The sequence below is a fragment of the Nocardia sp. XZ_19_385 genome, assembly GCF_015355755.1.
Lineage (GTDB): Bacteria > Actinomycetota > Actinomycetes > Mycobacteriales > Mycobacteriaceae > Nocardia.
The window spans coordinates 256614-279048 of sequence record NZ_JACVEE010000004.1 but is presented as its reverse complement, the minus strand read 5'-3'; the positions used below and the strand labels follow the sequence as shown (position 1 = coordinate 279048).

At 68.1% G+C, this 22435-nt stretch carries 19 protein-coding genes; 2 read left to right on the top strand and 17 right to left on the bottom strand.

What is annotated here, in order from left to right; all coding sequences use genetic code 11:
* The first annotated feature begins 53 nt into the window (after positions 1–53).
* Positions 54–1037 (top strand): hypothetical protein, encoded by a 984-nt coding sequence (locus IBX22_RS30170; RefSeq protein ID WP_194819153.1) that lies wholly within the window; start codon positions 54–56, stop codon positions 1035–1037.
* Positions 1038–1101: 64 nt separating this feature from the next.
* Here IBX22_RS30170 and IBX22_RS30165 read toward each other — a convergent pair whose 3' ends face one another.
* The 3 genes from IBX22_RS30165 to IBX22_RS30155 all read right to left on the bottom strand — a co-directional run bounded on the left by IBX22_RS30165 (position 1102) and on the right by IBX22_RS30155 (position 2843).
* A complete protein-coding gene (locus IBX22_RS30165) occupies positions 1102–1299 on the bottom strand; it encodes a hypothetical protein (protein ID WP_194819152.1) in 198 nt (65 codons plus the stop codon).
* Between the two features lie 88 nt (positions 1300–1387).
* Entirely contained in the window at positions 1388–1990 is a 603-nt protein-coding gene (locus IBX22_RS30160) for a TetR/AcrR family transcriptional regulator (RefSeq protein ID WP_194819151.1), read from the bottom strand.
* Positions 1977–2843, bottom strand: a complete 867-nt coding sequence (locus IBX22_RS30155) for an alpha/beta fold hydrolase (protein ID WP_194819150.1) — start codon at positions 2841–2843, stop codon at positions 1977–1979. Before IBX22_RS30155 ends, IBX22_RS30160 begins: the two co-directional genes overlap by 14 nt.
* 156 nt (positions 2844–2999) lie before the next feature.
* On the opposite strand from IBX22_RS30155, the gene IBX22_RS30150 reads away from it, so the two are divergent.
* Positions 3000–4451, top strand: coding sequence for an amidase (locus tag IBX22_RS30150; protein ID WP_194819149.1), 1452 nt, complete (start codon positions 3000–3002; stop codon positions 4449–4451).
* An 8-nt stretch (positions 4452–4459) separates the two neighbouring features.
* Here IBX22_RS30150 and IBX22_RS30145 read toward each other — a convergent pair whose 3' ends face one another.
* The 14 genes from IBX22_RS30145 to dnaJ all read right to left on the bottom strand — a co-directional run bounded on the left by IBX22_RS30145 (position 4460) and on the right by dnaJ (position 22325).
* On the bottom strand, positions 4460–7336 hold the full coding sequence (locus IBX22_RS30145) for an ABC transporter substrate-binding protein (RefSeq protein ID WP_194819148.1): 2877 nt from the start codon (positions 7334–7336) through the stop codon (positions 4460–4462).
* Positions 7337–7396: 60 nt separating this feature from the next.
* Positions 7397–8881 carry a serine/threonine-protein kinase gene (locus IBX22_RS30140; protein WP_309234847.1) on the bottom strand — a complete coding sequence of 495 codons (1485 nt, stop codon included), beginning with the start codon at positions 8879–8881 and terminating at the stop codon, positions 7397–7399.
* On the bottom strand, positions 8874–10103 hold the full coding sequence (locus IBX22_RS30135; RefSeq protein WP_194819147.1) for a hypothetical protein: 1230 nt from the start codon (positions 10101–10103) through the stop codon (positions 8874–8876). The genes IBX22_RS30140 and IBX22_RS30135 overlap by 8 nt, the downstream gene beginning before the upstream one ends.
* A gap of 12 nt (positions 10104–10115) precedes the next feature.
* Entirely contained in the window at positions 10116–11576 is a 1461-nt protein-coding gene (locus IBX22_RS30130; RefSeq protein ID WP_194819146.1) for a serine/threonine-protein kinase, read from the bottom strand.
* Positions 11563–13080: a serine/threonine-protein kinase gene (locus IBX22_RS30125; protein ID WP_194819145.1), complete on the bottom strand. Its 1518-nt coding sequence runs from the start codon at positions 13078–13080 to the stop codon at positions 11563–11565. Before IBX22_RS30125 ends, IBX22_RS30130 begins: the two co-directional genes overlap by 14 nt.
* A 4-nt stretch (positions 13081–13084) precedes the next feature.
* Positions 13085–14275: a hypothetical protein gene (locus IBX22_RS30120; RefSeq protein WP_194819144.1), complete on the bottom strand. Its 1191-nt coding sequence runs from the start codon at positions 14273–14275 to the stop codon at positions 13085–13087.
* A 20-nt stretch (positions 14276–14295) separates the two neighbouring features.
* The gene (locus tag IBX22_RS30115) at positions 14296–15759 is read right to left on the bottom strand and encodes a serine/threonine-protein kinase (RefSeq protein ID WP_309234846.1); all 1464 of its coding nucleotides are present in this window, start codon (positions 15757–15759) and stop codon (positions 14296–14298) included.
* Positions 15760–15850: 91 nt separating this feature from the next.
* Positions 15851–16783, bottom strand: coding sequence for a GTPase Era (gene era / locus IBX22_RS30110; protein WP_194819142.1), 933 nt, complete (start codon positions 16781–16783; stop codon positions 15851–15853).
* A complete protein-coding gene (locus tag IBX22_RS30105) occupies positions 16776–17129 on the bottom strand; it encodes a cytidine deaminase (RefSeq protein ID WP_194819141.1) in 354 nt (117 codons plus the stop codon). Before IBX22_RS30105 ends, era begins: the two co-directional genes overlap by 8 nt.
* The gene (locus IBX22_RS30100; protein ID WP_194819140.1) at positions 17122–18444 is read right to left on the bottom strand and encodes a hemolysin family protein; all 1323 of its coding nucleotides are present in this window, start codon (positions 18442–18444) and stop codon (positions 17122–17124) included. Before IBX22_RS30100 ends, IBX22_RS30105 begins: the two co-directional genes overlap by 8 nt.
* A complete protein-coding gene (ybeY, locus tag IBX22_RS30095; RefSeq protein ID WP_194819139.1) occupies positions 18441–18995 on the bottom strand; it encodes an rRNA maturation RNase YbeY in 555 nt (184 codons plus the stop codon). Before ybeY ends, IBX22_RS30100 begins: the two co-directional genes overlap by 4 nt.
* A gap of 68 nt (positions 18996–19063) precedes the next feature.
* Positions 19064–20125: a PhoH family protein gene (locus tag IBX22_RS30090; protein ID WP_194819514.1), complete on the bottom strand. Its 1062-nt coding sequence runs from the start codon at positions 20123–20125 to the stop codon at positions 19064–19066.
* A gap of 303 nt (positions 20126–20428) precedes the next feature.
* Entirely contained in the window at positions 20429–21169 is a 741-nt protein-coding gene (locus IBX22_RS30085) for a 16S rRNA (uracil(1498)-N(3))-methyltransferase (RefSeq protein WP_194819138.1), read from the bottom strand.
* Between the two features lie 4 nt (positions 21170–21173).
* Complete coding sequence (gene dnaJ / locus IBX22_RS30080) at positions 21174–22325, bottom strand: molecular chaperone DnaJ (protein ID WP_194819137.1); 1152 nt, start codon at positions 22323–22325, stop codon at positions 21174–21176.
* Positions 22326–22435 lie beyond the last annotated feature (110 nt).

Below are 22435 nucleotides of genomic sequence, written 5' to 3'. Positions count from 1 at the left end.
GCGACGATATCCCCATCGAAAGAGAACGAACATTCGATTTACGGGAGAACCCCATGAACACCCTCCAGCGGGCCATCGCCCTCGGCTTCGGCGCAGCCCTCATCCAAGCCCTCATGTTGATCGCATTCGCTTGGCCCGCAGCGAATATGGCGCCCCGCGACCTGCCGCTGGCCGTCACCGGGCCGCAGGCCCCCATGGTCACCGAGAAGCTGAACCAGTTCAGCCCAGGCGGTTTCGAGATCACCAGCCCCGCCGACGAGGCGGCCGCTCGCCAGGCGATCAAGGACCGCGAGGTCTACGGCGCCATCCTCACCGGCGGTGGCGCACCCCGCGTCTTGATCGCTTCCGGCGCGAGTCCCGCTGTCGCCCAGCAGCTCTCGGCTATGGCACAGCAGCTGTCCGGCGCCCCGGCCGCCGCCGCGGTCGAAGACGTGGTCGCCGCCGACCCGGACGACCCGCGCGGCGGTGCCTACGGCGCCATGGTGCTCCCCCTGGTGATGTCCGGCATCGCCGGAGGTGTCTTGCTCAGCCTCTTGGTCTCGACGGTCACCGGCCGCCTGGTCGGACTGGTCACCTTCGGCATCGCCGGTGGCCTGCTGAGCATGCTGATCATCCAGGGCTGGATGTCCATCGTCCCCGGCCCCTACCTGGCGCTCGCCGCGGTAGCCGGGCTCGTCTCCTTCGCGGTCGCGGGCACTCTCGCCGGCCTCGCCACGGTGATCGGCCAACCCGGCATCGGCCTCGGTGCTCTCACCATGCTGCTGATCGGCAACCCCTTCTCCGCCGCCACCTCCGCCCCGGAGATGCTCCCCCAGCCCTGGGGCGCCATCGGCCAGCTCCTCCCACCCGGCGCCGCCGCCAACCTGCTCCGCTCCGTCGCCTTCTTCGACAACGCGGGCGCCACGAAACCGCTTGTGGTCCTAGTGATCTGGGCAGCGCTTGCCCTGACCCTGCTCGCCCTCGGCTTCCTGAAGTCCCGAGGAGCAACACCCGCCGAACCGGCCTCCTCCCCGAAGTCGGATCCGGTACCCGCCTGATAAGCCCGCCAAGGGGCCACCATCCCAGAGATGGTGGCCCCTTGGCCGTTTCAAGCCCTTCGCGCTATCCGTCGAGCTTATGAAGGAACGCCAGTAGTTCACCGCGACCCATAGAGGTGCTCGCCTTCGCGGAAACCAGTGCCCGCCACTCGGTCTCGGCTTGCGCGAACGCCTCCTCCAACGGCACCCCATTGGCTCGCCGCAACGCGGTCAACCCGGTCAAAAACGCGACGGCCTCGCCGCCGAAGTAAGGCTCAGACATTCCGCCACAGTAGCCGCGCGACGGCGTAGTCGAATTGCTGTCGGCTACGCCGAAACCACAGCGATATAACTACGTTCACGCCGCGCGACTACTGCGGCAGCAGCAAACCGCCGACGAGCAGCATCAGGGACTGCTGGGCTTCCAGACGGGCAGCGTCCTTGTCCGCCGCGTGGGCGACAATGTGGCCCGCTTCGGTGATCGCGGCCAGCAGTAGATGGGCCACGGTGTGGATGGGGATGTCGGGGATCAGCCCCGCTTCCCGGGCGGCTTCGAGTTGGCGCATGGTCATGCCGAGGCCGTGGCGGATCTCGAGTTCGCGAAAGGCCTGCCAGCCGAGGACGGCCGGGGCGTCGTAGAGGGCGATCCGGATCATCTCCGGGCGCTGGCAGATCTCCAGGAAGGTGTTGAGGCCGATGGCCATTGCGGCGAGCAGGTCGTCGGTGCCGGAGGCGGCGATGGCATTCTCGATCTCCGCCATGTTGCCCACCTCCAACTGTTCGAGCACCGCGACGAAGAGGCCGCGTTTGTCGCCGTAATGGTGGTGCAGGGCGCCACGGGTGACGCCGGCCTCGGCGACGAGTTGCTCGGCCGAGGTGCCCGCGAAGCCGCGCTCGCCGAACAGGCGGCGGCCTGCTTGTTCGAGCGCGGCTTTGGTGGTGCGGGAGCGGTCCTCCTGGCTACGACGTGGCATGCAGCCGAGTGAACTCCAGGATCCGTTCGGTGAGCAACTCGGGCTGGTCTTCGGAGAGGAAAGCGTAGGAGTCGTCGATGTAGGTCACCGTCGCGTTGGGCAGGTCGGCGGCCAGACGCTCGGCGTCGGCGGGCGGGAAGAGCTTGTCTTCACGCGCCCAGGCCAGCAGCACCGGCTGGCGCACCTCGCCGAAATGAGTGGCGGCCTCCTCGGTATAGCGGCGATCGATCCCTTTCAGGAAGAGCCGCAGGTCTTTCCGAATCGCACCGGAGTTGCGGCTGGGCAGGAGATAGGAGTCCGCGATCTCGGGCGGGACGGGACGCTTGGTCACCGCGCCGAAGATCAGCGGCAGGCGGTGCAGCGCCCGGATGCGTGCGAGTTCCGTGGCGGGCCGAATGCATCCGGGGATGCGGGCCAGCCGCGGCAGCAGCGTGAACGGCGGCGGCAGGAAATTGTCGTAGGCGTCGCAGGAGGTGAGCACCACGCGGCCGATGCGCTCCGGACGCCTGGTCAGCAGGATCTGCGTGAGCGCACCGCCGGTGTCGTTGGCGACCAGGGTGACATCGGTGAGGCCGAGTTGCTCCAGGAAGGTCGCGATCAGATCGGCGACGCCGGTCGGGGTGAGATCCAGGCCGGGGACCGGAATCGAGTGCGCGCCGAGCGGCCAGTCCGGAGTGATGCAGCGATAGCCCGCCGCGGCGATCCCGGGCACCAACTTGCGCCAGAGGTCGGCATTGACCAGCACACCGTGCACGAAGACGACCGGGGGCCCCTCCCCGGTTTCGTGGTAGCGGATGCGCCCGCCGGGCAGGGCGATTTCCGTGCTGTGGCCGAGCTCGGTGCTGATTCCCATGATCGTTCCCCTCTTCCCAATTCCGCTGTCGCGTAGGTGATTGTAAACATACATACGGGATGTATGTCTATAGAAAAGCGGTCGCCGTCAAGGTGGACGGTTGACCAGAAGGGGGGTTACCGTTCAGTATCATCGGGACAAAGAGAGGGAGCTCACATGACAGCGCCGAGCCGCCGCCGACTCTCGGCGGTCCCCGACCGGGCCCCCGAGCCCACCGACCTGGGACTGGCCGACACCGCGGCCGCCCTCTCGCACGGCGCGCTGAGCTCCACCGCCGCCGTCACCGCCGCGCTGGACCGGATCGACGCCAGCCAGCCCGGACTCAACGCCTTCCGTCTCGTGCGCCGCGAACGCGCCCTCGCCGAAGCCGCCGCAGCGGACAAACGCCTCGCCGCGGGTGAACGACTACCGCTGCTCGGGGTCCCGATCGCCGTCAAGGACGACACCGATATCGCCGGTGAGCCAACAGCTTTCGGCTGCGGCGGCGAGTTCGAGCCGAAGATCGAGGATGCCGAATCGGTGCGCCGACTACGCGCGGCGGGCGCGGTGATCGTCGGCAAGACCAACACCTGCGAACTCGGTCAGCTGCCGTTCACCAGCGGCGCGGCCTTCGGCCACACCCGCAACCCGTGGGCGGCCGAGCACACCCCCGGCGGCTCCTCGGGCGGCTCCGCCGCCGCCGTCGCCGCCGGATTGGTCCCGGCCGCACTGGGTTCCGACGGCGCGGGCTCGGTCCGCATTCCCGCCGCGTGGACCAACCTGGTCGGCATCAAACCGCAGCGCGGCCGGATCTCCACCTGGCCGGAAGCCGAAGCGTTCCATGGCCTCACTGTGAACGGCCCGCTCGCGCGCACCGTCGCCGACGCCGCGCTGCTGCTCGACGTGGCCGCGGGCCCGCACGCCGGTGACCGGCACACTCCCGAACCGATCAGCGCCGTCGACGCCGTCGGCCGCGATCCGGGCCGCCTGCGCATCGCGTTGTCACTGCGAATCCCGTTCACCGCCACCAAGACCGCGCTCGACCCCGAAGTCGAGTCCGCCACCCGCCGGCTGGCCGCGACCCTGCGCAAGCTCGGCCACTCGGTCACCATCGCCGACCTGCACTACGGCCTGATGATCGGCGCGTCCTTCCTGCCGCGCTCGATGAGTGGCATTCGCGCGCGGTACGGCCAAATGCCCGGCGCCGCGGTCGATCCCCGCACCCGCACCAACGTGCTGCTCGGCCGGGTACTGGACGGGCCGGCGCTGTTCGCAGCCCGGCAGGCGGAACCGTTGCTGCACAAGCGAATCGGTGGCTTCTTCGACGACTACGACCTGGTGCTCGCGCCGACCACCGCCACTCCCCCGCCGCGCGCGGAGGACATCGACGGAATCGGCTTCAACGCCACCAACAACCTCATCACCGCCGCCTGCCCCTACACCTGGCCCTGGAACGTCCTCGGCTGGCCGAGCGTGAACGTCCCGGCCGGGTTCACCGAAGCCGGTCTGCCGGTCGGCGCCCAGCTCATGGGCACCGCGAACACCGAACCGCTGCTGATTTCGGTTGCGGCGCAACTGGAATCGGAACTGCACTGGGAGCGCCACCGGCCCGAACCCTGGTGGGGTTGAGTAGTCGCTCATCGTGTGGGCGGTGTCCAAGTCTCGATGGTGCTCTTGGTGCCTTTCGGGCAACCGTCTGGTCCGCGACCCGCGACGGCGCCTGGCGGGTACATCAGCAGGCACTGTTGCGGCTGACCGGCTTTCCGGACGCCGGTCGCGACCAGGACGCCGATGGTCGACCCGTCGGCGACTCGGCTGGTGGAAAAGTGCAGCACGCCCGTGACGCCCTTGTAGTCGGCGCCGCGCAATTGCAGTGCGATCGCAGCGCGGTTGATTCCGTCGCCGGTGCGCTCCGGGCGGGAGCGATTGGTCCGGACTGCCTGTAAAACGACCCCGGCGACGTCGTAGGCCAGCCCGGTGCGGTCGCCCGGCCACGCCGGTTGGTAGGCCGCCAGGTCAGGGTAGCCGGCGAGATCCTCGACGAGTCGTGCCAATTCGCCGCACAGCTCCTGGAAGTCCAGGCTGCCGGATTCCTCGCCGTAGTTGCCGTTGCCGCGCACGCATTCCGCGCCGCCGAGAATCACCGGAACGGCCTTGGCGACGTAGCGCACGGTGAGGCTCGCCGGTAGCGCCGCCATCGCTTTCGGGTCGGCGATCAGACGGGTCACCGTGTCGGCGCCGAGGATCGCGGGCGGTTCCGTGCAGCCCCGGGTGACGGCGTTGCCGAAGGTGGCGAAATCGTCGTTGCGCCCGGCGAAGAACAGGAGCGTGTCCGGATCGAATCCCGGTGTCTCGCAAGGCGCGGGGAAGCTGTAGAGCTCGCGCTGCGCGTTCCAGCTCCGGCTGTCGCGCGGCACGCCGCGCCGGTCGAGCTCTGCGTTCAGGTCGTCGACCAGCGTGGTGACGTAGATGTCGTCGGTGGCCTTCGGGTGGTAGACCTGCACCCGGTTGTACCGCCGCTGACCGGCTTTCGGTGTGCCGTCCGGATAGCGTGATCCCTCGACGTAATCCGCTACGAGCCGAGCCTGGGTCCGGTTGCTCGGCACCGCCTGGAAGTACATCGGCGAGTTGGTTTCCAGGCCGTCCGCGGACAGCGTGGTCGCGACGACGGGCACCCCGAGATCGCCGAGTTTGCCGATGGCGCGGGCAGTTTCGGCGGTGCTGCGGTCCATACCGACCACCCCGAGGACCCCCGGATCCTTGCGCACCAGATCGGCCAGCATGGTGTCGACCACCCAGGACGCGTGCCGCATCTCCGACCCGCCGTTGGCGATGATGATGCGCAGCAACGGTTCCGACTCGTCGGGTGCGAGTATCGCGCGCCGCTGCCGCACCGCCAATCCGGCCAGCTCCTGCATTTGCGCGTGCGGATAGCGAATATTGCTGTCCGCGTAGCTGATCCCCGCGAAGTAGACCAGCGAAACCAGCGGCCGGCGTGGATTGTCGCGACGGATACCCGCGGCAATCTTGTTCTGCCGGAACACTTCGTGCTGCATCGCCGCCAGTTCCTTGTCGTCGGCGAAGAGTTGCCGGTCGTTGTCGCTGTAACCGACGCACTCACCGGCACGCTCGGCCACCGCGATCCCCGAGGTCCACGGCCAATGCGAGCAGGGTGCGCCACGCAGCGGCGGCACATACACCAGCGCGGCCGCGACCAGCAGCGCTACCGGGATCAGCACGCAACTCGCGACGAACCATTTACGGGCCGCCAGCGGTGGCGCGGGCGGCACGGCCAGATGCGTTCGGTGCGAATCGCTGAACCGGCCCTGCACCGGATCGGGTAGCTCCAACGGCAGGAACCAGGCGTCGGCGGAACGGTTGGTCCGGCTGTTGTCGATGCCGCGCACCCACTGCCGCAGCGGATCGGCATCCGACCCGGAAGCCGTTCTGTCAGCGAGGCTTTCCAGCTCGTCGCCCCTGCGCAGATCACCGATGCTGGCCAGGGTGTGGACCGGCTCGGGGGGCGTCAGTTCCCGGGGGTTGTAGTCCAGGACGGCGATGACCACCAGCGGATCGAAAATTCCGGTCTCGTTGCGGATGTCGTTGATGCGGCGCAGCAGATCGGCGCCCTTGCCGCTGCGGCCGACGGAATCCAGCAGTGCCACCGGGAAGGCCGTGCGGCGCCAGCTCGAAGGCCGCCAGATCCGCTTGGTGTACGCGTCGCGCAGATCCTCCAGGAACGCGTGCACCAGCAGCTTCGCGACCTGGTCCGCGTTCTCGTCGCCGCGCAGCGGCACGGTCAGCCGGGTCGCGAAACCCAGGAAGCTGTCCGACAATTCGGGTGCCATGTAGCGCTGGTGCATGAACCAGCGCGTCTCTTTCGACAGACCGGGGACGCGGCCGCTGACCCACATCCACAGCCGCAGGATCGGCCACAACGCGAAGACGCCGAACACCAGCCGCGTGATCCAGTCGCCGCCTTCGGAATTGCCGCCATCGAAATCGCGGGAACCCAGCCGCAGCAGCCTGGGCAGCCGGGTCCGCAGCTCGACCGCCGCCTGGGTCTCCTCGGTGGGAATGCGCTGCCGGGTCAGCCAATCCGCGGTGCGATAGCGCGGGAACGCGATCGGACCCATCGCGGTGTCGTCCCGGGAGAAACTCTCGACCAACCGCTGCAGAATCGGCAGGCAGTGCTCGGGCACCTCGGAGCCGGCGGCCTCCGGGGCGGCGTTCGGTCCGGTCGTATTGCGCCCGGGGATGATCGAATCCTCGCCCAGCTGATGCAATTCGGCGCGCGCCCGCGGCACGGCACGACGGCCGCCCGACTCGCCGAACCACTGGTGGATCTCCTTCATGAGATCGCTGTTCGCCGCGGGACCGGCGAGTAGCACCAGCGGGCGCGGCAACCGACGCCGGCCGCCCAGCATGGTCCGCAGCACCCGGGGCTTCTCCGAGGGCACGTACAGCGCCCGCAAGAGCTTCTGGAGTCTGCCGATATCGTCCGAACCCGGCACCGTGGCCTCCTCCCCTGGGCAGAGCGTCGCGAACCCCTGACGTTACAAGAACATTCGGGGTTACAAGGGTGCGTCGAGCCACCAGCGGTCGTAGAGATCCCGGCCGGAGTTGCCGCCGAGGACGGCGATATCGCAGTACTTGCGGGTTTCATCGAAGAACTGGATCTTCAACTGCCCGCTGAGCTCACGGCGATCGTCCGAGGCGGGAACATCCTGCCCGATAACCCGCCCGTTCCCCGAAGGACGCTGCCAGCGCTCGTCGACGGTCACCGGGCGGTCGGCCGCCGGGCCGAAATTCTCGTTCACGCTGACCGTGCTGCAGACCACGACGAGTCGCCACACTGGATCGAGGTCTCCGTTGCAGGACAACCGGTTCAGCGAGTCCCGCGATTGATTCACATCGATCGGCTGCAGATTGCCGTCCACGGCGGTGCATCGCAGACCCCGGTAACCGCTGTCGGTCTGGGTTTTGGGCAGCAGCTGAGGAAAGGCTTTCACCATGTACTCGTGCGCTCCCCAGGAGTTCGGCGCGGCAACCGTCGTCGAAGACAGCGCGCTTTCGGCGGGTTCCCGATCTCGAAATTGGAAGACGTAGGCGGCCGCACCGAGCAGGGCCGCGACCATGGCCGCCGCACCGAGCGCGATCGCACGCCTGCGCGGCGACCGCCGCACCCGAACCTCCGGAGCCGGCGCGATGCCCAGAGCCGCCCCGGCGGCCGCAGCGAGTGCGCCCGCGGATTGGTGGCGCCGCGCCGGGTCCTTGGACAGCGCCTTGGCGATCACGCCGTCGATCGCGCCGGGCAGGTGGACCACGCTGGTCGGGCGGGGCGGGCGATCGTGGAGGTGAGCGTGGATCGTCGCCTCGACGGTGGGGCGCGGAAACGGTTTCGCCCCCGTCAGCAATTCGTAGAGCGTGCAACCCAGCGCGTACACATCGGCGCGGTGATCGACGGTCCCCGCGGTGAGCTGTTCGGGCGCCGCGTAACCGACGGTCGCGAGCACCGTGCCCACCTGTGTCAGTGCGGTCGTCGCGGCGGCGGTACGCGCGATGCCGAAGTCTGTGATCGAAACCCGATCGGGTTGTCCCGGAATAGATTCGAGCAGGATGTTCGCCGGTTTGACATCCCGGTGGACCATGCCGGCGCGATGCGCGTGGTCCAAGCCACGGGCCGCCGCGCTGATGATGTGCACGGCGCGTTCGGGCGGCACCTCCTCGAGGCCCCGGCGAATCAGCGCGGCGGCATCGATGCCGTCGACGAACCGCATCGCGATCCACAATCGTCCGTGCTCGATGCCGCGGTCGTGGACACCGACGATATTCGGATGATCCAGCCGCGCCGCCAGTTCCGCTTCCCGGATGAAGCGGGCCCGGAATTCGGCGTCCGAACTGTGTTGCGCCGACAGTACTTTCAGGGCGTCATGGCGCGGCAAGCGCGGATGGGCTGCCACATACACCGTGCCCATACCGCCACGGCCGATTACCCGATCGATTCGGTAGCCGGCGAACAGCGTTCCTGGAGATAAGATTTCGGCAGCGTCAGGCACTGTTCACCAGCAGCAGATATTGGGCGGCGGCACGCTGCTGCGCCTCGGTGAGATTGCGGCCGACGATCGTGGCGGAGTATCGCCCGAACAGCACGTGACAACCGAACTGGACCGGCCACTCGGGCGCCGAGACGTTGTACTTGTGACAATAGGCGTCGGATAACCCCTTGGGCGCGGCCGCCGACCGGGAATCCGCTTCTGCCCGCTGTCTTTCCGCGGTGACGACCCGCCGCGCGGTGACCGCGTCCGGGAATCTTTCGAGAACGTTGAAGCCGTTCATGGCGAGCATTTCGACCGATTCGCTGATCCCCATCGTTCGCAGCAGCCGAGTGCCACGAGGTCCGTAGACCACGCCGCTGGTGCTGATCGTCGCGCCGAGGCCGGCTTGGTCGTCGAGATCGACGACCACCACACTCGGCACGGGCCACTGCCCGTTGCCGTAGGGCAGCAGACGCGACACCATCCCGTCCGGGTCCAGCGGAAGATCGGCAAAACGCTCCCGCGGCGTGGCTCGAAACTCACGCAACCGCGGTAGCTGAACATCGAAGGCCTTGCGGACGAGCCCGCTCAGCACCGCATAGTCCGGCGTGGTGTGACCGGCCAGCACGCTGATGACGAACGATCCGTGCGCCAACGTCGCCGCCATCGTCGGGGCGGTCGGACGCCAATGCCCGTACGCTCCGGGATAATCCGCGATCCGGACCGCCACGTTGTCCGGATTCACCGCGGCATCGGTGGCATCTATCTGCCGGGCCGCCAACTGAGCGGCCGACGCATCGGGGAAACGCAGGAGAAGCACGGTCAATAGCCGCACGGTGCCGACCGCCCGCTCTTGGATCTCGACCTCACTTCCGGTGACCACGTATCCGGCCAGCATCGTGTGGGATTCGAGCACCTTTTGCACCGGCACGGCCAGCACGCCCACTGCTTTCTGCGGATTCGGCAGTGGCCCAGTTCGTTTGGCCACCCCTTTGCTCAGTGCCGCATCCACCTCGGCCGGGTCGAGGAGGGCCTCGGCCATCCGCACCGATTCCAGCACCCGCCCATACTGTTCATTGCCCGCCGGCGCCGACAGCGGCTGCACCTCATTGGCACCGATATCCAGCGCCGACGGGGCGGTTACGGCGGGGACCGGCTCCCCCGTCCGGACACAGCCGCTCGCCACCGTCAGCGCCGCGGTGAGCAGCACAGCGGCACGCAACAGTGCCGTGCGCGAAATCATTGGTACCCCTTGTCATATCGGTGCATCGAGCCACCATCGTTCCCGGAGTTCGGAACCGGACTCGGCGCCACTGACCCGAAGTCGACAGAAGTTCCGATCAGGCCCGTCGAAGTGCACTTCGAGTTTGCCGATGATCCTGCCGTCGGTACCGGCGTTGCCGCCCCAGCGCATCACGCCGGTACCCGAAGGCCTGGTCCACCGTTCCTCGCCTTCCAACTGTGTCATCACCAGCGACTCCGTCACCGGGGTGCGGTCGCTATTGCAGGTAATCGTCAGCACCGCCACGGGATCGGCGTCGCCGCCGCAACTCACCGACGCCCTCGGCACCACCTCGTCGAAGCTGATGTACTTCTGGCTTTCTCTGGCATCCAGGTGCAGACAGGAGTGCAGGTCTTTGTACCCGGTCGCGGTCGGTGCGACCGGCAGCAGCTCCGGAAAGGTCCGCGCGATCAAGGCGGCCGTGCCCCAGGCGTCGGCATTGACGCGCACCGGAGCAGCGCCCGAGGCCGGAGTCTCGTCGGAGCCATGCCGAACGGCCAGCGAAATCGCCACGGCCACCGCGATACTCGCGACAAGCGCGGCACCGGCGAGCAGACGTCGCCGCCGACCCGCGCTCGGGACGACGTGCTCACCTCGCGACGCCGACCAGGCCGCCCGCGCGGCGGCCGCCAGTCCACCGCAGCTCTGATAGCGGTCCGCCGGATCCTTGGCCAGGGCTGTCGTGATGACCGCGTCCAATTCTGTTGGCACCCGGGGGTTTTCCAGCGAAGGCTGCGGTGGCGTCTCCAGCAGGTGGGCGTACATCACCGCGGCCGGGCTGCCGCGCAGGTAGGGCACCGAACCGGTGAGCAGGTGATAGAAGGTGCAGCCCAGCGCGTACACATCGGCACGGTGATCGATGGTTTCGGCACTGATCTGTTCGGGCGCCGCGTAGGCCAGCGTCGCGGTGAAACCGCCTGCCTCGGTGTCATTTTCGTCCTGATCAGCGGTGCGGGAGATACCGAAATCGGTGACCAGCACCCGTTCGGGCTCCTCGGCGCCCGCGGCCAGCAGGATATTGGCCGGTTTGACATCGAGGTGGAGCAGTCCGACCCGGTGAATCTCATCGAGGCCGTTGGCGGCCTCGGTCAGGATCCGCAGGGCACGCTCGACGGGCAGCCCACCCGGGTCCTGGCCGATCAATTCGGCCACATCCATCCCGTCGACGTACTGCATCGCGATCCACAACCGGCCGTCGTGCTCACCGCGATCGCGCACCGCGACGACATTGGGATGGTGCAGCCGGACGGCGATCTCCGCTTCACGCAGGAACCGGGCCCGGAACTCCGCGTTGGCGGCGTGCTTGTCGGACAGGATCTTCAGTGCGTCATGACGTGGCAGGCGCGGATGCCGGGCCAAGTACACCTCGCCCATGCCACCCGCGCCGAGCCGGCGTTCGACGTGATACCCGGCGAAATCCTCAGAAAGGCGCATCAGGCCACCACCGATCGTAGAGATCCTTTCCCGAGGCCCCGCCCATCACCGCGACTTGGCAGAAGTTGCGCGCGGTGTCGTCGAATTCGAGGCCCACGGCGCCGGAGCGGCGACCAGCCAAGTCGATGTCCATCCAGGTCACGCGGCCGCGGCCGGTGCGCCGCTCCCAGCGCAGGTCGCCGAGCGGATGCGCATCGGCCAGGTAGAACGGGGTTCGGTTCGTGGCGCACTGGATATCCACATCCGTCACCGGGTTGTGGTTTCCGCTACAGCTCAGGCGAGCGATGGTGCGCGGTACCTTGCCCAGGTCAGCCGGATTGTCCTGCTCATCGACCGCGGCACAGCGGATTCCCTGATATCCGGTGGTCACCGGCCGGGCCGGCAGCAGTTGTGGCAGCGCATCGACCACGAACTGATATTTCCCCCAGGTGACGCCGCTGGGAGTGCCGGTGGGCAGCACCGGCGCAGCCGCCGGTCCCGGCGAATCTCGTTGCAGCACAACGATACCGGTCGCCGCAATCAGCACAGCGAGGACACCGGCGGCAACAGCCGCATACCGGAGCCGCCGCGGCTGCTCGGGCGGGGGTACCGGCCGCGCACGGACAGTCGGCTGGGACGGAATGCTCGGTGGCCGGACCACCAGCATCGTCGGCTCGACCGCCTGGCCGAAAGCTCCGGCCACCGCCGCCGCGAGCGCCCCGCAGGAGGAGTAGCGATCCTCCGGATTCTTCGCCATGGCCCGCGCGATCACCGCATCGATTCCGGGCGGCAGACTCGGCCGCGCCTGGCGGGCGCGGGGCGGCGGCTCGCCCAGATGCGCGCGCATGACCGCGACCACCGAAGCACGCGGGAAGGGTTTGCTGCCGGTCAGCAACTCGAAAACAGTGCAGCCCAACGCATACACGTCCGCACGGTGATCGACTTGCCGTTCGGAAAGCACTTCCGGGGCGGTGTAAGCCAGGGTCCCCACTACCGTGCCGACCTCGGTCAGCGCGGTGCCGTCACCGGCGGCCCGGGCGATCCCGAAATCCGCGACCAGTACTCGCCCGGCGTCGCCGTCGACGGGTTCGATCAGGATGTTCGCCGGCTTCACGTCCCGGTGCAGCATGCCGGATCGGTGCGCTTCGTCCAGGCCTTGGGCGACCTCAGCGACAAGACCGACCACCCGCTCGACCGGCAAAGCGCCCTCGCGAAGCAGCAGTTCGGCGGCATCGAAGCCGTCGACGTACTCCATCGCGATCCAGAGCCGGCCCTCGAATTCCCCGCGGTCGTGCACGGCCACGATATTGCGGTGGTCCAGCCGGGCGGCCATTTCGGCTTCGCGCAGAAAGCGGGCACGGAACTCCGCTGACGCGCTGAAGTTCTGCGGCAGGATCTTCACCGCTTCCCGTCGGGGCAGGCGCGGATGCCACGCCGCGTACACCGCGCCCATACCGCCGACCCCGAGTAGCCGTTCGATCGTGTATCCCGCGAATTCTGTTCCAGGACTGAGTGTTTCGACCATTCTCCTACTCGCTGTTCACCAGTAGCGCGTACTGTGCCGCAGCGCGTTGCCGGACATCGGTGTAGTCCCGGCTGAACACCGCGGCGAGATATCGGCCGTAGCGGAGCAGGCAACTGAACCGCGTCATCGTCGCGATGGCCTTCGGACGCTCGCGACAGTCGATCTCCATCAGCCCGGCAGGCGCCGGAATCCGCACCAGCTCGGTATCGTCCGCCGGACGCTGCACCGTGGCGAAGTGCTTGCGCGCCGCGGCGGCGTCGGCGAATCGGACCAGCCGATCGAAACGGTTCAGCGCCAGCGACTCGAAGCGCTGTTCGGCCGGGCCGGAGGTCAATTCGGCGCCGCGCGATCCATACACCACCCCCCGCGCGTTCAGCAGTGTGTCCCATCCGGCGTTCGCGTCGAGATCACCGAGGATCACCTGGGGAAACGGCCATCGGCCCGGCGCCTCGGGGACCATCCGACCCAGCATGGCGTCGGGGTCGAGGGGGAGTTCGGTGAACCGGCCCGCAGGTGTCGGCGCGAAGGTCTTCAGCAGCGCTATCTGGGTATCGAATGCCTTGCTCGCCAGGGCGGACAGTGCGGCCAAGTCCGGAGTACGGTCACCGGCGAGCACGCTGATCACGAAGGATTCGTGGGCCACGGTGGCTGCCAGCGTCGGCACGGTGGGACGCCAATGACTGCGCGCCGCCGGGTATCCGGCGACCGGCACCGCGACATTGTCCGGGCTGACCGCGAAGTCGACCGCATCGATCTCCTGCGCGGCCTGTTGTGCCGCGCCGGCCTCGGCGAAGCGCAGCACCACGATCTGCAGCAGGCGAGCGGACCCGATCGTTCCTCGCATGCCCTCGACGGCATCGGTGGCACCCACCGTGTAGCCGGCCAGCATCCCGTGCCGCTCCAGCACGGCCCGAGTCGGATTCGCCAGCAGGCCGGAGGCTTTGGCCGGCGTCGGCAGCGGCACCGCGCGCGGACCCCGGAGGGGCACGCGCAGTGCCGGATCCACCGCCACCGGGTCCGCCATGGCCTCTGCCATGCGGATCGACTCCAGTACCTGCCCCTGGTAATCGCTCACAACGGCCGGCGCGATCATCGGATTCCGGCTGTACGGGCCGACATCGAGCGCGGCCGGATCCGGTCCGGAGACGGGGCGACCCACCACCGTGCACCCGCAAACCGCCAACACCGTCGACACGAGGAGTATCCGCAGCACCCTCACAGCGGCGCACCCGTCCACCAGCGCGACCGTAGTTCGGCGCCGGACGCACCGCCGGTCACGACGAGGTAGCAGAAGTTGCGATCGGCATCGTCGAAGTAGACGCGCAGATAGCCGGCGACGACGCTCTCGAGACCCATGTAGGTCCCCCAGTGCAGATTTCCGGCACCCGAGCCCCGAGTCCAGCTCTCGTCGCCCTCGGCCCAATCGAAGATCCGCGGTGGCGCGATGGGCGAACGATCCGCGTTGCAGACGACGTCCAGGCTGACCGCGGGCTCCCGGTTACCCAGGCAATGAACTCGGCCGACGGGTACGTAGACGTCGACGGAGAGTTCCCGCCGATCCTCGTTCACCGGGCGGCAGGCATACAGTTCCTGATAGCCGGCACCGAACTGCGAGGCCGGCATCAACTCCGGAAATGCCTGCGCGACATAGGTGTACGCGCCCCAGGACACTGTATCCACGGCGGTCTGCGGGCCGATGGTGGTGGCTGTCGACCCGCGCGGCACGGTCTCCTCCCGGCCCAGCGCCACCGCCGTCGTCACACCGGTCAGCACGATCGCGAGCAGCGCCGCGCCGATCAGCAGGCGGCGACGCGCGGTGCGACGACGCGGCGCCGGAGTCGCGTCGAGCCGCACGGTCGACTCGGCCGCCACCTCCGCCGCGGCCGCCAGCGCACCGCAGCTGGCGAACCGGTCCTCCGGGCGTTTGGCCAGCGCGGTGGCGATCACCTCGTCGAATCCCGGTGCGGCCCCGGCATTCGACGGTTTCGGCGGTGTGTCATTCAGGTGCGCGTAGACCAGCGCGGCCGGGTCGTCACGCGCGAAAGGCACTGTCCCCGTGAGTAACTCGTAGAGCACACAACCCAGCGCGTAGATGTCGGCGCGCTGATCGACCGGGCCGCCGCTGATCTGCTCCGGCGCGGCGTAGGCCAGGGTGGCCGTGAGACCACCGGCCAGCGTCGCCGTATCGTCGGCCGGGCGGGCGATACCGAAATCGGTGACCAGTACCCGATCAGGCCGCCCGGGCTGCTCCTCGACCAAAATGTTGGCCGGCTTCACATCCCGATGCAGTAGCCCCGCCCGGTGGATCGCGTCCAGCCCCTTGGCGACCTCGCTGATGATCCGCAGAACCCGCTCGATCGGCAACCGCCCGCGCCGGATCAGCTCGGCGAGGTCGACGCCGTCGATGTACTGCATCGCGATCCACAACCGGCCGTCGTGCTGACCACGGTCGCGCACCGCCACCAGGTTCGGGTGATGCAGCCGCGCGGCGACCTCGGCCTCGCGCAGGAATCTGGCACGGAACCTGGAATCTCCGGAATGCTCCTCGGCCAGGATTTTCAGCGCGTCCTTACGCGGCAGCCGCGGATGCTGCGCGAGGAACACCGTGCCCATGCCCCCGGCACCGAGATGACCTTCTAATCGATACCCGGCAAAGTCCATGCCTTCGGCGACAGCCACCCGCACTGTCCTCTCGTACCCGCAGCGCGCCGGGACCCTTCCGGCGCGACAGGACTGACGGTACTTGATGGGCCGTGCGGAACGCGAGGTATTAGAAACCGAGCTTGCGCAACTGCTTCGGGTCGCGCTGCCAATCCTTGGCTACCTTCACATGCAGGTGCAGATAGATCCGAGTGCCGAAGATGCTCTCGATCTGCTTGCGGGCGTTTGTGCCGACCTCCTTGAGGCGGGCACCGCCCTTGCCGATGACGATGGCCTTCTGGCTGGGGCGTTCGACATAGAGGTTGGCGTGCACGTCGAGGAGTTCTTTGACCTGCTTGTCGCGCTCCTCTTCCTCGCGCTCACGCGGGACGATCTCCTCGATGACCACGGCCAGCGAGTGCGGGAGTTCATCGCGCACGCCCTCCAGCGCGGCCTCGCGGATGAGCTCGGCCATGAGGGTTTCCTCGGGCTCGTCGGTGAGTTCGCCGTCGGGGTAGAAGGCCGGGCCCTCCGGCATTTTCGAGGCGATGACCTCGGCCAGGACATCGACCTGCTCGCCCCGCACCGCCGACACCGGCACCACATCGGAGTTCTCACCGAGCAGCTTGGAGACCGCCATCAACTGTCCGGCGACCTCGTCCCGAGACACCTTGTCGATCTTGGTGACCACACCGAGCAACGTCGTCTTCGGTGCCACCTGCCGGATCTGCTCGACGATCCAGCGGTCGCCCGGGCCGATCTTCTCGTCCGCCGGAATGCACAGCGCGACCACGTCGACTTCCGAATACGTATCGCGCACAAGATCGTTCAAACGCTGACCGAGCAGCGTGCGGGGACGGTGCAGGCCGGGGGTGTCGACCAGGATCAGCTGGAAGTTCGAACGATGCACGATGCCGCGGATGGTGTGGCGGGTGGTCTGCGGGCGCGAGGAGGTGATCGCGATCTTCGCGCCGACCATCGCGTTGGTCAGCGTCGACTTGCCGGTATTCGGCCGGCCCACGAAACAGACGAAGCCGGAACGGAATTCGGGTGCGTCAGCCATGGGACACCTCGGCGGCGTCGTCGACGATCTCGAACACCGCGCCGTCCTTGTCGGTGAACACGATCCGGGCCTCGGAGGACACCTCGCGCACCGCGGCGACCCCACCGTCGGAGAGTCGTCCGCCGACCACCACGGCGGCCTCGAAACCCTCTGCGCCACTGGAGATCGCGGCCGCGACGGCGGCCTGCAAGGCGGTCAGCCGCAGCGCCTGCAGCCCGACCTCACCGGCGGCATAGGTGCGGCCGTCGGTGTCGCGCACCGCGGCACCGCTCGCACCGCCGGTGCGGGCCAGCGCACCACGAGCCAGGACCACCAGTTTGGTGTCCTCGTCGTCCAATTCAGTCATCGGTGTCTCCATCCTCGTCATGTTCGGGCGTCTCGCCATTCGGCTCCTCGCCCCTGGTTTTCCGCGGCGCCTGGCGCACCTCGACCGTGTGCACCCGCATCCGCCCTCGCCCGTCCGCATGACCCTCGCCACGCAGCACCAGACCGTGCACCTCGACCTGGGAACCCGGCAGCGGCACCCGGCCCAGAGCGTGCGCGAGCAGGCCACCGACGGTGTCGACGTCCTCCTCCTCGATCTCCAGCCCGTACAGCTCGGCCAGATCGTCCACCGCGAGCCGGGCCGAGACTCGAAAACGGCCGTCGCCCAAGTCTTCTACCGGAGGGGTCTCATCGGTGTCGTATTCGTCGGCGATTTCCCCGACGATTTCCTCGAGCACGTCCTCGATGGTCACCAGGCCGGCGATGCCGCCGTATTCGTCGACCAGCAGCGCCATATGGTTCCGGCGGCGCTGCATTTCGTCGAGCAGGTCGTCCAGCGGTTTGGAGTCGGGCATGAACACCGCGGGTCGCATCACCTCGTCGACGCGCACCTGCCGACTCCGATCTGCGTACGGCACAAGGTCTTTCAGGTAGACGACACCCTGGATGTCGTCGACGTTCTCGCCGATCACCGGAATCCGGGAGTGGCCGCTGCGTACCGCCAGCGACATCGCCTGGGCCGCGGTCTTGTCCTGTTCGATCCAGACCATCTCGGTGCGCGGCACCATCACTTCGCGCGCGGAGGTGTCACCCAGCTCGAAGACCGACTGGATCATGCGGCGCTCGTCGTCGGCGACAACGCCGCGCTCGCTGGCCATTTCGACGACTTCGCGCAACTCGATCTCGGAGGCGAAGGGACCGTTGCGAAAACCTTTACCGGGGGTGACCGCATTACCGATGAGGATCAGCAAACGGCTGACCGGGCCGAGGATCATGCCGATGAACTGCAACGGCACCGCCGCCGCCAGCGCCAGGGTGTAGGCGTGCTGACGGCCCAGGGTGCGCGGGCCGACACCGATCACCACATAATCGACCAGCACCATCACCGTGGCGGTGATCAGCAGCGCCCAGCCTTGGCTGATCATGCCGATCAGCGCCGAGGCGAGCAGCACGGTGGCGCCGATCTCGCACAGGATGCGCAGCAGCACCATCAGGTTCACGTAGCGCGCCCGGTCGTCCACGATGCGGCGCAGCCGGATCGCTCCGGGGCGTTCGGCGCGCACCATGTCGTCGAGGCGGGCCGGGGAGATCGTGTTCAGCGCCGCGTCGACACCGGCGAACAGCCCGCCCAACGGGACGAGCAGCACCGCCAGAATTATTTGGGTGAGCGAACTCACGGAGCGCCTAGATCTTCACCCGGTGTGGTGAATCCGGCTTTACCCAGCAACTGCGCGTCGCGTTCGGCGAGCTCGGCCCGCACCCGCGCCTCCCGCAAGCTCTCGTACCACTCCTCGAGCAGCCGCGCCTGCAGCGCGAACATCTCTTTCTCTTCCTCGGGTTCGGCATGGTCGTACCCGAGCAGATGCAGCACACCGTGCACGGTCAGCAGCGCCAGCTCGTGATCCAGCGAATGCCCCGCCTTGCGCGCCTGCGCCGCCGCGAACTCCGGGCACAGCACGATGTCGCCGAGCATCGACGGCCCCGGCTCCGGGCTGTCCGGCCGCCCACCCGGCTCCAGCTCATCCATCGGGAACGACATCACATCGGTCGGCCCCGGCAGATCCATCCAGCGCATATGCAGATCCGCCATGGTGTCGAGATCGACCAGCACCATCGACAGCTCCGCCGCAGGATGCACGTCCATCCGCCCGATCACAAACCGCGCGACACTGACCAGCTCTTCTTCGGGAACGTCGACACCCGACTCATTGGCGATCTCAATGCTCACCTGAACAGGGTATTCGCTCCCTGCCCAGCCAGCTCCCCCGGCTCGCGGCATACCCCCGATCGGCGGCCTTACCGTCGGTCGGTGCGGCCGGCGGCGCGGCGCTGGGCGCGGTTGCCCGGGTAGTGCTGGCCGACGGCAGGGCGGGTCTCGGATTCGTGGCGGTCGTAGGCGTCGACGATGTCGGAGACCAGGCGGTGCCGGACGACGTCGCTGGAGGTGAGTTCGGCGAAGGCGATGTCGTCGATGTCGGTGAGGATTTCGCTGGCCGCGCGGAGGCCGGAGCGGGCGCCGCCCGGGAGGTCGACCTGGCTGATGTCGCCGGTGACAACCATTTTGGAGCCGAAGCCGAGACGGGTGAGGAACATCTTCATCTGCTCGGCGGTGGTGTTCTGGGCCTCGTCGAGGATGATGAAGGCGTCGTTGAGGCTGCGGCCGCGCATGTAGGCGAGGGGGGCGACCTCGATGACGCCGGCGGCCATCAGCTTCGGAATCGCTTCCGGATCCATCATGTCGTGCAGGGCGTCGTAGAGCGGGCGCAGGTACGGGTCGATCTTCTCGTTGAGGGTGCCGGGCAGGAAGCCCAGACGCTCGCCGGCCTCGACCGCGGGGCGGGTGAGGATGATCCGGGTGACCTGTTTGGCCTGCAGCGCCTGCACGGCCTTGGCCATCGCCAGGTAGGTCTTGCCGGTACCGGCGGGGCCGATGCCGAAGACGATGGTGTTGGCGTCGATCATGTCGACGTAGCGCTTCTGGTTCAGCGTCTTGGGCCGGATGGTCTTGCCGCGCCGGGACAGAATATCCAGGCTCAGCACCTCGGCCGGGGAATCCGAAGAGCCCTCGGTGAGCATCGATACCGTGTGCCGCACCGCTTCCGGCGTCACCACCCGGTTACGCCCGGTGAGCGCGACGAGCTGTTCGATGACCCGCTCGGCCAGGGCGACATCGGCCGCCTTGCCGGACAGGGTCACGGAGTTACCGCGGACGTGGATGTCCGCGTCGAGCAGCCGCTCGAGCTCACGCAGGTTCTGGTCAGCCGAACCAAGGAATGGGAACACGGATTCCGGAGCGAGCTCGATGCTGGAGCGCACGGTTCGCGGTGCGGGCCCCGTGCCGTTGTCTACGGATCCGATTCCGGCCGAAGGGGTGGTGGGGTCGCCGATCTCGCCTTGTGTACGCAAAAGTCGCTACAGCCTGCTTTCCGGTCTCGACAGCTGTTTCGTGTGAGGAAATTCTAACGCGGACCACCGACACGGCCCAGTGAATAAACCGCAACCTGTTCGCAGTATTCCCCGCCCTCCGCGGGCCCAACCCTCGCCGGAATCACGGAACAGCGGCGATCGCGAAGACCAGGCACTGCTGGAACGGCGCTGAGCGGGCGTCTGCGGAGGGTTCGCTACCGGCGAATCTCTGTGAGAACTTCCAACAGCGCGCAATTACCAGCGTGGGGTGAGAGCGCCCAGGGCACCGAGCGCGACCGCCGCGGCTGTCGAGGTACGGAGCACCGTCGGCCCCAGCAGTACTGCCTGGGCACCCGCCTCGGTCAAAGCCGCCAGCTCCGCATCGTCAAGTCCCCCTTCGGGGCCGACGATCAGAATCACCTCCGGCACACCGTCGAACGACAGCTCGGTGAAGCGGGCGGCGCCGGACTCGTGCAGGGCGGCGACGATGGCGCCGTCCGCTTTCGCCTTGCGGACCAGGTCCAGCAGGTCCCGAGTACGGTGCAGATCAGCGACTTCCGGAATATAGGGACGACGCGACTGCCGCGCGGCCGAGCGGGCCGCGGCCCGCCACTTGTCAACGGCCTTGGCCGCCTTGCCTTCCCACTTGCTGACGCAGCGCACCGCCTGCCACGGAATGATCGTGTCGGCGCCCGCCTCGGTCATCAACTCGACCGCCAGCTCGGAGCGATCCGATTTCGGCAACGCCTGCACCACGGTCACCCGCGGCGTCACCGGCTCGGCCAGGCGCCGCGCCAGGACCTGCAGCTCCAGCCGATCCTTCTGCGCCGCAACCACTTCCGACTCGGCGACCACACCCTGCCCGTCGGACAGGGTGATCGGCTCGCCGACCCCGATCCGGCGCACGGTCGCGGCATGCCGCCCCTCGGGGCCGTCGAGCACCGCGATCGCGCCCGCTTCCGGGATGTCGTCGAGATAGAAGACGGTGGCGGCCAACGCCTCAGCGCCCGCTGAACGACGCGCGCAGCCGGGCGAACAAGCCGCTGTTGTGCTCGGACTGGGCCGACATCACCTCGGCACGATCGCGCTCACGCATGCCCTTGTACTTGCGCAGCAGGTCGGTCTGCTTGGTGTCGAGCTTGGTCGGCACCACGATGTCCAAGTGCGCCAGCAGCTCGCCGCGCGTACCGGAGCGCAGCCGCGGCATGCCGTGGCCCCGCAGCACCGAGACCTCGCCGGGCTGCGTGCCGGCGGGGATGGTCAGTTCGACCGGGCCGTCGAGGATGGTGTCGATGACGACGGTGGTGCCCAGCGCCGCGTCGACCATCGGCACCCGGACGGTGCAGTGCAGGTCGTCGCCGTCGCGGACGAACACGTCGTGTGGCTGCTCGACGACCTCGACGTAGAGGTCACCCGCGTGACCGCCGCCGGGGCCGACCTCACCCTGCGCGGCCAGCCGCACGCGCATGCCGTTGGCGACACCCGCCGGGATCGGCGCGGCGATCTCGCGACGCGAACGCACCCGGCCGTCGCCACCACACTTGTGGCACGGATCGGGAATGGTCTCGCCCGCACCGCGGCAGGTCGGGCACGGACGCGAGGTCAGCACCTGGCCCAGGAACGAACGCTGCACCGACTGGACTTCGCCTGCGCCGCCACAGGTTTCGCAACGCACCGGCTTGGAGTTGCCGTTGGTGCCCGCACCGGTGCAGACGTCGCAGAGGATCGCGGTGTCGACGGTCAGATGCTTGGTCACGCCGACGGCGCACTCGGCCAGGCTGAGCCTGGTCCGGATCAGCGAATCGGCGCCCGGCTGCACCCGGCCGCGTGGCTTGCGCGAACCGCCGGAGGCGTTCATGCCGCCGAAGAATGCCTCGAAGACATCGCCGAGCCCGCCGAAACCGGCACCCGCGAAGCCACCGCCGGCGCCGCCGGATTCCAGCGGATCACCGCCCAGGTCGACAATGCGCCGCCGCTCCGGATCCGACAGCACCTCGTAGGCCGCCGAGACCTCTTTGAACTTGGCCTGCGCCGCTTCGTCGGGGTTGACGTCGGGATGCAGTTCGCGCGCCAGCTTGCGGTAGGCGCGTTTGATTTCCTGGTCGGTCGCGTTCTTCGCGACGCCGAGCAGTCCGTAGTAATCCCGTGCCACTTGTGTCTCTAGTCCTTGGTTTGCGTTCCCCGTACCTGTCCGCTCCAACCGAACGCCGATGCCACCGGACATTAGTCGGATGCACTCAACTTTATCCGGCCGCGGGTTCG